The 12,275-nt window shown below is 75.2% G+C and carries 9 protein-coding genes; 4 read left to right on the top strand and 5 right to left on the bottom strand.

The window, feature by feature from the left end; all coding sequences use genetic code 11:
* The first annotated feature begins 157 nt into the window (after positions 1-157).
* The 3 genes from ACFY7E_RS22810 to ACFY7E_RS22800 all read left to right on the top strand — a co-directional run bounded on the left by ACFY7E_RS22810 (position 158) and on the right by ACFY7E_RS22800 (position 3,448).
* Positions 158-1,576, top strand: a complete 1,419-nt coding sequence (locus tag ACFY7E_RS22810; RefSeq protein ID WP_389487567.1) for an acyl-CoA dehydrogenase — start codon at positions 158-160, stop codon at positions 1,574-1,576.
* Positions 1,577-1,716: 140 nt separating this feature from the next.
* Complete coding sequence (locus ACFY7E_RS22805) at positions 1,717-2,589, top strand: universal stress protein (protein WP_383446811.1); 873 nt, start codon at positions 1,717-1,719, stop codon at positions 2,587-2,589.
* Between the two features lie 181 nt (positions 2,590-2,770).
* The gene (locus tag ACFY7E_RS22800; RefSeq protein ID WP_389487565.1) at positions 2,771-3,448 is read left to right on the top strand and encodes a CAP domain-containing protein; all 678 of its coding nucleotides are present in this window, start codon (positions 2,771-2,773) and stop codon (positions 3,446-3,448) included.
* 8 nt (positions 3,449-3,456) lie between these two features.
* Here ACFY7E_RS22800 and ACFY7E_RS22795 read toward each other — a convergent pair whose 3' ends face one another.
* The 5 genes from ACFY7E_RS22795 to ACFY7E_RS22775 all read right to left on the bottom strand — a co-directional run bounded on the left by ACFY7E_RS22795 (position 3,457) and on the right by ACFY7E_RS22775 (position 10,092).
* Entirely contained in the window at positions 3,457-5,067 is a 1,611-nt protein-coding gene (locus tag ACFY7E_RS22795) for a sigma-70 family RNA polymerase sigma factor (RefSeq protein ID WP_389487563.1), read from the bottom strand.
* A gap of 139 nt (positions 5,068-5,206) precedes the next feature.
* Positions 5,207-5,497 carry a hypothetical protein gene (locus ACFY7E_RS22790; RefSeq protein WP_383446802.1) on the bottom strand — a complete coding sequence of 97 codons (291 nt, stop codon included), beginning with the start codon at positions 5,495-5,497 and terminating at the stop codon, positions 5,207-5,209.
* 97 nt (positions 5,498-5,594) lie between these two features.
* Positions 5,595-7,817, bottom strand: a complete 2,223-nt coding sequence (locus tag ACFY7E_RS22785; RefSeq protein WP_389487561.1) for an NADP-dependent isocitrate dehydrogenase — start codon at positions 7,815-7,817, stop codon at positions 5,595-5,597.
* 44 nt (positions 7,818-7,861) lie between these two features.
* Entirely contained in the window at positions 7,862-8,932 is a 1,071-nt protein-coding gene (locus tag ACFY7E_RS22780) for a phosphatase PAP2 family protein (protein ID WP_389487560.1), read from the bottom strand.
* Between the two features lie 125 nt (positions 8,933-9,057).
* Positions 9,058-10,092 (bottom strand): LacI family DNA-binding transcriptional regulator, encoded by a 1,035-nt coding sequence (locus ACFY7E_RS22775; RefSeq protein WP_389487558.1) that lies wholly within the window; start codon positions 10,090-10,092, stop codon positions 9,058-9,060.
* A gap of 281 nt (positions 10,093-10,373) precedes the next feature.
* Between ACFY7E_RS22775 and ACFY7E_RS22770 the strand changes: the two genes are divergently transcribed.
* Positions 10,374-12,173: a VanW family protein gene (locus ACFY7E_RS22770; protein WP_389487556.1), complete on the top strand. Its 1,800-nt coding sequence runs from the start codon at positions 10,374-10,376 to the stop codon at positions 12,171-12,173.
* The last annotated feature ends 102 nt before the right edge of the window (positions 12,174-12,275 follow it).

The following is a 12,275-nucleotide window of genomic DNA, read 5'->3' as shown; positions in this document are numbered from 1 at the left end:
CGGCCGGGCCAACCCCGCGCAACCTGCGCCGACTTGACCCTGTCTCACCGCTCAAGACGCCCTTGTCCAGCCTGCGGACGCCCCTTGGGGAGCGGCAGCCACCTCTGCCACTATCCCTACTATTCCAGTGGGGATACTAGGGATCATGTGAGGTGACGTGAGTACGCCGAGGAAATCGCCGAAGAGACCAGCTGTACGCACCGCCTCCGCACCGGCCGGCCGGGCCGCCGACCGGTCGGCCGACGACGAGATCTGGCCCCGCGTCACCCGGGAACTCGCCGACGACCTGGCCGTGGACGCCCTGACCAGGGACCGGGCGGGCAAAGCCCCCTTCGACGAGGTCGCCCGGCTCCAGGAGGCGGGCCTGCCCGCCCTCCTCACCGCGCCGGGACCGTCCCGGCGGGGCGCCGACTGGCGGGCCGCGTGCGCGGTCGTACGGGAGATCTCCGCCGCCGACAGCTCCGTCGGCGAACTCCTCGCCCACCACTACGCGCTCTCCTGGAGCAGCCGCTTCTTCGGCCCCGCCCACGAGGCGCACGCCGCCCGCGCCGCGTCCGCGACGGAGCACCGGGACCCCGCGGCGGAGACGGACGGCGCACGCGGACCGGGCGCCGCCCACCGGCGCCCGCTCGCCCTCGACGTGTGTACGGCGGAGGAGCGCTGGCTGCTCGCCGGAGACGTCGAGCCGCCGCGCGCCACGACCGACCCCGGCCTCGTGCTCACCCCCGCCGAGGGCAACGGCGGCGGCTGGATCCTCGACGGACGGCGCGCCTTCGCCTCCGGCGTCACGGTGGCCGACCGGCTCGTCGTCGGCGCGCGCCCCGGCGGCACCGGCGACCTCCTGGTCGTCCTGGTCGACCCGGCCCACCCGGGGGTGTTCACCGACGCGGGCACGGACCGGGTCGGGCAGCGCCTGGCCGGCGCGGGCACCGTCACCTTCGACCACGTCCCCGTACCGCCCGAGCACGTCCTCGGCGTCCTGCCGCACGACGAGCACGCCGTCGCCCCGTTCACCACCCTCGCCCCGCTCGCCCTGCGGCTGCTCCTCACCCAGGTGGCCCTCGGCATCGCCGAGGGGGCGCTGGCCGAGGCCCGGGACATCAGCCGCGCCGACCAGGCCGGGCCCTCCCCGGCCGGCGGCGCGGGCGGTCCGGCGGCCGGGGACGGCACCGGCCCCGCCGGGTCGGGGGACGACCCGTACCTCCTCCTCGCCTACGGGGAGCTGGCGACCGCCGCGCACGCCGCCGCCGCGGTGGTGGAGCGGGCGACGGACGCCCTCGCCCGCGGACTGCACGCCGAGTGGTCGCTGACCCCGGAGGAGCGCGCCGACCTCTCCGTCCTCGTCGCGGCGGCCGAGACCGTCACCGGCCGGGCGGCCGTCCACATCACCACCCGCATCCTCGAACTCGTGGACGGCACGGCGGGCGCCGACTCCCGGGGCGGCGGGCCGGGGTTCGACCGCTTCTGGCGCAACGCCCGCGCGCTCACCGCCCCGACACGGGCGGACCACCGGCTCCGGGACATCGGGGACCACTACCTCAACGGCACCCACGCCCGGCTCACCCTGCTGGCCTGAGCCCCCCGCCGTGCCTCCGCGACGGAGGAGAACGGCATGTCGGGACGTACGGCCCTGCCGTCGGGCGGCCGTTGGGCCCAAGCTGGAGGGGAGAGAGTCCGCCGCCGGCGGACCCGCACCGCACCGACGGAGGCAGCCTGATGAGTCGTGAGATCGTCGCAGGAGTGGACGGTTCCCCGGAGAGTCTCGCCGCGGCGGGCTGGGCCGCCCGCGAGGCGCTCCACCGGGGCCTCCCGCTACGGCTCGCGCACGCCTGGCGCTGGGAGCCCCTGGACCTCCCCCTGGCCCAGGACCCCGAGGCCCAGGGGCGGGCCGCGTGGGCGGTCCTGCGCGAGGCCGAGACGGAGATCGCCCGCCGGCACCCGGACCTGGAGCTGTCGGCCGAGGTGCTGCCCGACACCCCGGTCGCCGCGCTGCTCGGCATCGGGGAGCGGGCCGAGATGCTCGTCATCGGCTCGCGCGGACACGGCCCCGTGGCCGGGTTCCTGCTCGGCTCGTACGGACAGCAGATCATCGCCGGCGCCACCCGTCCCGTGGTGGCCGTCCGGTCCCGCGACGGCGAGCGCGCCGAACCGCCCGCGGGGCACGTGCTCGTCGGCCAGCTCGGCAGCCCGGAGGACAGCGCCGCCGCGCTCGGCTTCGCCTTCGAGACCGCCGCCGCGCGCGGGGCGTCCGTGCGGGCCGTGCGCGCGTGGAGCCTGCCGGCCCTCTACGCGTACAGCCCGGCCTCGATGCGGCTCGCCGACGAGGCCGGCGGGCTCGTCCCGTACGAGGAGAAGGCGCTGCGCGAGGCGCTGGCCCCCTGGCGGGAGAAGTACCCGGACGTCCGGGTCGAGGAGCACGTCGAGCTGGGCAGCGCGGGCCAGGTGCTGCTCTCCGGGTCGGGGGCCGCGCAGCTCCTCGTGGTCGGCCGGCGGGCCAAGCGGGGTGCCGTCGGTCCGCGGATCGGCTCCGTGGCGCACGCGGCACTCCATCTGGCTCCCTGTCCGGTGGCGGTCGTTCCGCAGGGCTGAAAGGCTTCGGCGTGAGCTGACGCGCCGAGTTGACGAGGGGTGTCGGGACGGCCGGGGCCGGAAAGTGTTGCCACCGTCGTCCCGGCGGCTCCCCGGCGCCGGTCGTGCGGCGACCCCGGCGAGAGAGCGGAGCCCCATGCGGTACCACACCCGTCCCCGACCCTCCGACCGGCCCGCACGGGTGAGCGGCCGACACCGCGGAAAGGGCGGAACACGGCGCCGCCCGGGCTTCCGCACGGTCGTCGCCGTCGCGGGAACGGCGGCCGTCGCGCTCACGGTGGCGGCGGGGACCCACCTGGTCTCGACGGCGGGCGACCCGGCGGCCGGTGGCACGACGGCCGCCGTCTCCGCCGCACCCGTGACCGCGCCCGTGCCCGTACGGGGGGAAGGCGAGCCGGAGCAGGCGCGGGCACAACTGGCGGAGCGGTGGCCCGTCCTGGTCCCCGGAGCCGGGACGGCCGCCACCCGGAAGAGCGAGCGGTTCGTCAAGGAGGTCGTCGCCCTGACCAACGCCGAACGCACGAGGGCCGGTTGCCGGCCGCTCAGGACCGACAAGAAGCTGCGGGCGGCGGCCCAGGCGCACGCCGCCGACATGGCCGCCCGCGGCTACTACGAGCACGTGAGCCCCGAGGGACGGGACGCGGGCGACCGGATGAAGGGCGCCGGTTACGCGTGGTCGACCTGGGCGGAGAACATCCACCGCGGGCCGAAGACCCCGGCCCGTGCCGTGGCGGACTGGATGGGGAGCTCCGGCCACCGGGCGAACATCCTCGACTGCTCCCTCAAGGACATCGGCGTCGGGGTGGCCGTGACCTCCAACGGCCCCTGGTGGGTGCAGGACTTCGGCGTCAAGCGCTGATCCGGCGGTCATCCCCGCCCGGGGGCGGGCGCGGCCAGCTTCTGCACCCAGACCGTGCCCCCGGGGCCGGGCACCGACGCCACGCCGGTGTCCCGGTAGCGGCAGTCGAGCATGTTCTCCTCGTGCATCGAGCCGTCCCGCCAGTCCTCGACGACGGCCTCCGGGCCGGCCGCGCCCCTGGCCAGGTTCTCGGCCCAGGCGCTCCAGTCGTAGCCCGCGGCGGTGATCCGCGCGTCCGCGAAGTCGCCCTCGGGGCTGCTGTGCCCGTAGTAGCCCCGCGCGACCATGTCGCGGGCGTAGGCGCGGGCCGCCGCGACGAGCCGGGGGTCGGTGTGCAGGGGGGCGCAACCCGCCCGTGTCCGGAGCCGGTTGACGAGGGCGGTCACCCGCTCCCCGGGAGTGGGCGGCGGCGGGGTGGTGCGGCGGGGCGCCGGGGTGGTGGTCGTCGGCGCGGGGACGGCGGTGGTGGCCTCCGGGGTCGGGGACGCGGTGGTCGGGGCGGGGATCGTCGTGGGGGTCGTCGTGGGTGCGGCGACGGGCCGCTCGGGCCGCACGCGCGCCTCCGGCGCCGAGGGTACGAGGAGGGCGACGGCACCGAGCACGGCGACGGCGGCGGCCCCGGCGACGACCGCCCCGCGCCCCGGGGTCCACCGGCCGGCGGTCCCTCCCGCGTCACCGGACGGCACGCCGGAGCCGTCGCCGGACGACGCACCGGAACGGTCCCCGGGCCCGGGCGCAGCGGGCTCCCCGGGCGCGGTGGGCTCCCCGGCCCCGGCGGGCTCCGTGCCCGTCCCGGTTCCGTGTCCGGCGAGCTCCGGATCCGGTCCGTCCGCCGTGACGGCGGCGATCCCGAGCGGTGGCACGAGCCCGATCCCGACCAGCAGGCCCTCGACGGGGGCGAGCCCGCTGCGGCCCGTCGCCCGGGCCGTGCAGGTGTCGCAGCCGCGCAGATGGCGGGCGACCCGCTTGCGCCAGAGCGGGGAGGGGCGCCCGTCCCAGGGGCCGAGGATCTCCGTCAGCTCCGGGCACGGCGGCAGGGCGTCGAGGGCGCGGACCACCGCCCGGCCGGTCTCCAGGCGCTCCTTCATCCGCTGGACCCGTACGGCGGCGTGCTGCGGGGGGACGCCGAGGCCCTCGGCGAGTTCGGCGCGGGTCAGCTCGCCGGCGGCCTCCAGCCACCACAGGGCGAGGAGTTCGCGGTCGTCCTCGTCGAGCCAGCGGGTGGCGCGGGCCACGTCGCGGCGCTGCCCGGAGAGGCCGAGGCGGAGGATGGTGAGCTCGGTGAAGTCGCCGGCCGGGTCGGCGAGACCGGCGGCGTGGTCGAGGCCGGGGACGGGGGCCTGCTGGCGTTCGCGCCAGCGGCGCCGTATCCCGTTCATCGCGATGGCGACGAGCCACGAGCGGAACCTGGCGGGGTCGCGGAGGCCGGCCAGGCCGCCGAGGGCGCGGACCATCGTCTCCTGGACGATGTCGTCCGTGTCGGCGTGACCGTCGAGGGCGCGGCCCACGACGTTGTGGACGAGCGGCAGGTAGGCGCGGACCAGTTCGTCCCTGGCGTGGACGTCACCGGCCCTGGCCGCCTCCACAAGGGCGGTGGTGCGGCGCTCGTCGCTGTGCATGGATCTGCTCCCTCGTCCCGGGTCCGTGTCCCCCGTCGTTCGGAGACCCGTGGGCGCGGGAGGGATAACACTTCTCGCGGTACCGGATACGTGTCGTACTCAGGTGTTCACGGTGTGCGGGGTGTCCGGGCGCGGGGCCCTACACCAGGGGTCCGGGGAGCTTCGGGACCGTGGCCCCGTTCCCCTCCCGGACGGCTTCCACGACGGCGTCGTGGAGGTCGCGGCTCTCCTCCTCCGTTGCGCAGGGGACGGGACTGCCCGACATGGTGAACCAGTCGGACGCGCCGCTGTACTGCACGGCCACACGCGCTTCGCGCTCGGTCCAGGTGGTGTGCACGGTCAGATCGCCCGTGACGGTCCCGGCCTCGTCGGTCAGCACACCGCCTCGCCCGGTGTAGACACCGGTGGTCGTCCAAGATGCCCAACTCATCCATCCAGGTTCACACCCGGATGCCGTATGCGCCACCGACGGGACCGCCCCGGCCGGAGGAGTTTCCGGCCGGGGCGGTACGGGGCCGTGCGCCGGATCAGGCGAGGGACGCGAGGGCCTCGTTGAGGGTGGCGGACGGGCGCATCACGGCCGCGGCCCTGGCCGGGTCGGGCTGGTAGTAACCGCCGATCTCGGCCGGGGAGCCCTGGACGGCGATCAGCTCGTCGACGATCTTCCGCTCGTTGGCCGCGAGGTTCTCGGCGAACGGGGCGAAGGCCTTGGCGAGGTCGGCGTCCTCGGTCTGGGCGGCCAGCTCCTGCGCCCAGTAGAGGGCCAGGTAGAAGTGGCTGCCGCGGTTGTCGATGCCGCCGAGGCGGCGGGTCGGCGACTTGTCCTCGTTGAGGAAGGTGCCGGTGGCGCGGTCGAGGGTGTCGGCGAGGACCTGGGCGCGGGTGTTGCCCGTGGTGGTCGCGAGGTGCTCGAAGGAGGCGGCCAGGGCGAAGAACTCGCCGAGGCTGTCCCAGCGGAGGTAGTTCTCCTTGACGAGCTGCTGGACGTGCTTCGGGGCGGAGCCGCCGGCGCCGGTCTCGAAGAGGCCGCCGCCCGCCATCAGCGGGACGACCGACAGCATCTTGGCGCTGGTGCCCAGCTCCAGGATGGGGAAGAGGTCGGTCAGGTAGTCGCGCAGGACGTTGCCGGTGACCGAGATGGTGTTCTCGCCGCGGCGGATGCGCTCCAGGGAGAACTTGGTGGCCTCGACCGGGGACAGGACGCGGATGTCCAGGCCCTCGGTGTCGTGCTGCGGCAGGTACTGCTCGACCTTGGCGATGAGCCGCGCGTCGTGGGCGCGCTCGGCGTCCAGCCAGAAGACGGCCGGGTCGCCGGTGGCGCGGGCGCGGGTGACGGCGAGCTTGACCCAGTCCTGGATGGGCAGGTCCTTGGTCTGGCAGGCGCGGAAGATGTCGCCGGGGGCGACCTCCTGCTCCAGGACGACGTCGCCCGCGGAGTTCACCAGGCGGACGGTGCCGGCCTCGGCGATCTCGAAGGTCTTGTCGTGGGAGCCGTACTCCTCGGCCTTCTGCGCCATGAGGCCGACGTTCGGCACGGAGCCCATGGTCGACGGGTCGAAGGCGCCGTGGGCGCGGCAGTCCTCGATGACGGCCTGGTAGACGCCGGAGTAGCTGTGGTCCGGCAGGACGGCGAGGGTGTCGGCCTCCTGGCCGTCCGGGCCCCACATGTGGCCGGAGGTGCGGATCATGGCCGGCATCGAGGCGTCGACGATGACGTCGGACGGCACGTGGAGGTTGGTGATGCCCTTGTCGGAGTCGACCATCGCGAGGGCGGGGCCCTCGGCGAGCTCGGCCTCGAAGGAGGCCTTGATCTCCTCGCCCAGGTGCGGGACGCCGTCCAGGCCGTTGAGGATCGAGCCGAGGCCGTCGTTCGGGGAGAGGCCGGCGGCGACGAGGACCTCGCCGTACTTGGCGAAGGTGGCCGGGAAGAAGGCGCGCACGACGTGGCCGAAGACGATGGGGTCGGAGACCTTCATCATGGTGGCCTTGAGGTGCACGGAGAAGAGCACGCCCTCGGACTTGGCGCGGGCGACCTGCTCGCTCAGGAAGGTGCGCAGGGCGGCGGCGCGCATGACGGCGGCGTCGACGACCTCGCCGGCGACGACCTTGAGCGGCTCGCGGAGCTCGCTGACGGTGCCGTCGGCGGCGGTGAACTCGAAGCGGAGCGTGTCGTCCTCGGCGATGACGACGGACTTCTCCGTGGAGGCGAAGTCGTTCTCACCCATGGTGGCGACGTTGGTCCTGGACTCGGAGGTCCAGGCGCCCATGCGGTGCGGGTGGGCCTTGGCGTAGTTCTTCACCGAGGCGGGGGCACGGCGGTCGGAGTTGCCCTCGCGCAGGACCGGGTTGACGGCCGAGCCCTTGATCTTGTCGTAACGGGCGCGGATCTCGCGCTCCTCGTCGGTCTTCGGGTCGTCCGGGTAGGCCGGGAGGGCGTAGCCCTGGGCCTGGAGCTCGGCGACGGCCGCCTTGAGCTGCGGGATGGACGCCGAGACGTTCGGCAGCTTGATGATGTTGGCCTGGGGCGTCTTGGCCAGCTCACCCAGCTCGGAGAGGGCGTCGGCGATGCGCTGGCCCTCCTCCAGGTACTCCGGGAAGACGGCGATGATGCGGCCCGCGAGGGAGATGTCCCGCGTCTCGACCGTGACTCCGGCCTGCGAGGCGTACGCCTGGATCACGGGCAGGAACGAGTAGGTCGCCAGGGCAGGCGCCTCGTCGGTGTGGGTGTAGATGATGGTCGAGTCAGTCACCAGGGTGCTCCGCTCCACGTCTGCGTATGCGAGATTGCTCGACATCAAGATATCTCGTGATCGTGGTCCTCGGTAAAGGGCCCCACGAGCTCGGCCTCCTCCGGAGCCCCGGCGGCCTCGACGAAGGGGCCGGCGAGCCGGTACGGGGGCGGGGGGCCGCTCACGTCGACGTGGCGGAGCAGGGTGAGCAGGGCGATTCCGGCGGCGGCGGTCACCCCGGCGGCGAGGGCCTGTCCGCAGCGGTGGGCGAGCCGGAGCTCGGCCGGGTCGTAGGGGGCGGTGGCGGGCAGGGCGAGGGTGTCGCCGAGCAGCCAGATCCCGGTGCCGAGGCCGCCGGCCGCGACCAGGGCGAGCGGGAGGAACACCAGGAGGGACGCCGGGGCGGGCAGGCGCCTGGGGGCGGGGCGCACCTGGCCCCTGCGGGCGCGGAGGGCGAGCAGGCCGCAGAAGACGGCGAGGACGAGGAAGGCGGCGGCGACGACGTCACCGGGCCGGTGCCGGCCGTCGGCGAGGGTGTACGCGCCGACGGCGGCGGCCCAGAGGGTGGCGGCGCCGACGGCGGGGGTGCGCAGCCGGCGGGGGACGACGAGGGCCAGGCCGAGGGCGACGCCCAGGGCGAGGACGGTCTGGGCGCTGGGGAAGCCGCTGGGCAGGAGGGCTCCGGTGTCGGCGGCGCGGGGGCGCGGCGCGTACAGGCGGAGCAGTCCGGTGAGGGCGAGGGCGGTGACGACTCCGCCGGCGGCGAGGCCGGTGAGGGCGTACCGCCCGCGTATCAGGCCGACGGCGAGGAGGAGGACGCAGCCGAGGGCCAGGGAGAGGGTGATGAGCCCGGCGAGGGAGGGGTGGTCGCGGAGCAGTCCGGCGGCGGCGGTGTCGGCGTGCCGGCCGGTCGTGGCGGCGTCTCCCCAGCGGCGGCCGGTCGCGGTGAGGACGAGTCCCGCGTAGACGACCGTGAGCAGGAGGACGGCCCCGAGGCAGCCGCGCCGGGCCCGGATGCGGACGCGGGCGGTGAACGAGCCGGCGGTCTCGCCCGCGATGGCGGCGTACCACCAGGTGTCACCGGCCCTCAGCGGCCTCGGGGAGCCGCCGGTGCGGGGCCTGTCGTTGGAAGCCATGCCCCGATTCGAACCCACGCCCGGCCGCCCCGCCCGCTGGGCTCACCCGAACGACACGCCGGACGACGGGCCCGGCGACACGCCGGGGGCCGCCGCCCTGGCGGGAGCCGCCCCGGCGGAGCCGTTCAGGAGGAGGCGCGGACCACCAGTTCGGTGGGGAGGATCCGGCGGGGCTGCTCGTCGGGGTCGCCGGGCGAGGCGATCTCCTCCAGGAGCAGCCGGGCCATGGCGCGGCCCATCTCCTCGATGGGCTGGCGCACACTGGTGAGCGGCGGGTCCAGGTGCCGGGCGACGGCCGAGTCGTCGACGCCGACGAGGGCGACGTCCTCGGGGACCCGGCGGCCCGCCTCGCGCAGGACGGCCCGCGCGCCCGCCGCCATCACGTCGGAGGCGGCGAAGACGGCGTCCAGGCCGGGCCGGCGGTCCAGGAGTTCCCGCATGGCCCGGCGGCCGCCCTCCTCGGTGAAGTCGCCGGTCGCGACGAGTCCTTCGTCGGCCGCGAGCCCCGCCCCGGCGAGACCCTCGCGGTAGCCGTCGAGGCGGCAGCGGGCGACGTACATGTCGAGCGGTCCGGTGATGGTGGCGACGGCGCGACGGCCGCGTGCGGCGAGGTGGGCGACGGCGGTCCGGCCGGCGCCGGTGTTGTCGGAGTCGACGAAGGCGACGCTCTCGTCCCGCGAGCGGCGGCCGTTGAGGACGGCGGGCAGGCCGAGGGCGCGGACCCGGTCGGGCAGCGGGTCGTCGCCGTGCACGGAGACGAGGAGGACGCCGTCGACGCGCTGTGCGGCGAGGTACTGCTCGAAGCGCTGCCGCTCCTGCTCGCTGCGGATCAGGGTGAGGAGCAGCTGCTTGTCGGCGTCGGCGAGTTCGGCGCTGACGCCGCGGATGATGTCGAGGAAGTACGGCTCCGCGAAGAGCCGCGCCTCGGTCTCGGGGACGACCAGGGCGACGGCGTCGGTGCGGCTGCCGGCGAGGGCGCGGGCGGCCCGGTTGGGGACGTAGCCGAGTTCGGCGACGGCCCGCTCGACGGCGGTCCTGGTCTGTTCGCTCACCTTCGGGGAGCCGTTGACGACCCGGGAGACCGTGCCGCGGCCGACTCCGGCCCGCGCGGCGACCTCCTCCAGGGTGGGCCTGCCGGTCCGCCGCCCGCTCGCCGCCATGTGCCGCTCCTCCCCCTCGGGCCGCAGCCCCGCCCGCGTCGCCCGCGAACCTATCAGGCGGGGTGGGGTGTCACCCGGGCCCCGGGGAGGGCCTGCGGGTCTTTGGACGAAGGACCCAAGCAGTCCCGGACCGGTCCCGGACCGCTCCCGGGCGCCACCGTCCGTACCCCCCTCCGCACCCCTCCGTATCACCGCAGGTCAAACCACCTCTATATGCATAAGACACTCATTCGGCGTACCGTCGTGGGGTTACCTTCCTCCTCGACGCCCCGGGAGAGCGCGTGCCCCGCTCCAGGACCGACCATGACCCGACGCCCCGCGAGGGGCGCCGTCCGCGTCTGCGGACGGCCGCGATCGCGACCGGCGTGGTCGCGGTGGCCGCCGGGGGGCTGTACGGTGCGGGCCTGCTCGCCACCGGGGACGACATATCCGCCGGTACCCGGGTCGCCGGCGTGGACATCGGCGGCATGAGCCGCTCCCAGGCCGAGGCGAGACTCGCCGCCGAGGCCCCGGCCGCGTGGAAGGCGCCGATCCCGGTGCGGGTCGGCGACCTCTCGGCCACCGTGGACCCGGCCTCCGCCGGCCTCGGCGTCGACGTGGCGAAGACCGCCGAGCTGGCGGCCGATCCCTCCCGCGACCCCGTCACCGTCGTCCGGCGCCTCTTCTCCTCCGGCGAGCGCGAGATCCGGCCGGTCTTCGCGTACGACGAGGCCAAGGCGAAGGCCACCGTGGCCGATCTGGCGAAGCGGAACGACCGGGCGGTCCGCGAGGGCTCCGTCGCCTTCCGCGACGGGAAGGCCGTCGCCACCCAGCCGGTCACGGGCCGGAAGCTGGACACCGCCCGGTCCGTCGACTCCCTCCGCGCGGCCTACCCGGCCGCCACGGGCGCGGCGCCGGTCGCCCTCCCCGTCGCCCTGACCGAGCCGAAGCTGCCCGCCGCCGAGGTGAACCGCTTCCTCGACACGTACGCCGAGCCCGCCCTCTCCGGCCCCGTGACGCTGACGGCGGGGGGCCGGCGCGTGCGGATCTCCCCGGCCACGCTGAGCGACCACCTCACCGTGAAGAACGACGACGGGCACCTCAGCGGGAACCTCGACGCGGAGGCGCTGCTCCGCGACCCGGACGTGGCGCGGCCGCTCGCCTCCCTGACGAACGCGCCGACGCAGTCGACCCTCGGGGTGGAGAACGGCAAGGTCGTCGTGGAGTCGGAGGGCCGGCCCGGCCACGAGGTGACCGCGCAGGCCCTCGGCGACGCCGTCCGCCCGCTGCTCACGAAGACCGGCGACACGGCCCGTACGGCCCCGGTGGCCACCAAGGTCACCCAGCCCGACCTGACCTCCGACTCGCTGGCCCGCCTCGGCATCACCGAGCAGATGTCGTCCTTCACCGTGGACTTCCCCTCGGCCCCGTACCGGACGACGAACATCGGCCGGGCCGCCGAGCTGATCAACGGCTCGCTCGTGCAGCCCGGCGCGGTGTGGAGCTTCAACAGGACGGTGGGTGAGCGCACCCCGGACAACGGCTTCGTCGACGGCACGATGATCCTCGACGGCCAGTACCGGTCCGCGCCCGGCGGCGGCGTGTCCGCCATGGCCACCACCGTCTACAACGCCATGTTCTTCGCCGGGGTGAAGCCCGTCGAGCACGGCGCCCACTCCTTCTACATCGAGCGCTACCCGGCCGGCCGCGAGGCGACCGTCGCCTGGGGCAGCCTGGACCTGAAGTTCCGCAACGACACGGGCAAGCCGATCTACATCAAGGCGAGCGCGACGGACTCCTCGGTCACCGTGAGCTTCCTCGGGACGAAGAAGTACGACTCGGTGGAGGCGGTCGCCGGACCGCGCACCAACCTCACGCAGCCCACGAAGCGCGAGGGCACCGACAAGGCCTGCGTGCCGCAGCCGCCCCTGGAGGGCTTCGACATCTCGGTGGACCGGGTGTTCAAGAACGACGGCGTCGAGGTCAAGCGGGAGACCTACAAGACCCGTTACACCCCGCGCGACGAGGTGACCTGCACGGCGGACCCCGCGGAGAAGCCCAAGGACACCGGGGGTGCGGCGGACGTGCCCGAGGGGCGCTGACGGCTCCCGGGGGCGACTCTCGGGGGCGTGCCGCGGGCGATGGCGGGCCCGGGGCGGCGCACCGGAGCGCGCCACGGGCGGCGGCGGGTCCCGGCGGGTGAC

It is taken from the genome of Streptomyces sp. NPDC012825, from assembly GCF_042900925.1.
Lineage (GTDB): Bacteria > Actinomycetota > Actinomycetes > Streptomycetales > Streptomycetaceae > Streptomyces.
This window is presented reverse-complemented; position numbering and strand designations above follow the sequence as displayed.

Bases quoted from the DNA above. Each gene is read 5' to 3' on its own strand.
- ACFY7E_RS22805 (WP_383446811.1), top strand. From the start codon at position 1,717: ATGAGTCGTGAGATCGTCGCAGGAGTGGACGGTTCCCCGGAGAGTCTC.
- ACFY7E_RS22795 (WP_389487563.1), bottom strand. From the start codon at position 5,067: ATGCACAGCGACGAGCGCCGCACCACCGCCCTTGTGGAGGCGGCCAGG.
- ACFY7E_RS22790 (WP_383446802.1), bottom strand. From the start codon at position 5,497: ATGAGTTGGGCATCTTGGACGACCACCGGTGTCTACACCGGGCGAGGC.
- ACFY7E_RS22780 (WP_389487560.1), bottom strand. From the start codon at position 8,932: ATGGCTTCCAACGACAGGCCCCGCACCGGCGGCTCCCCGAGGCCGCTG.
- ACFY7E_RS22775 (WP_389487558.1), bottom strand. From the start codon at position 10,092: ATGGCGGCGAGCGGGCGGCGGACCGGCAGGCCCACCCTGGAGGAGGTC.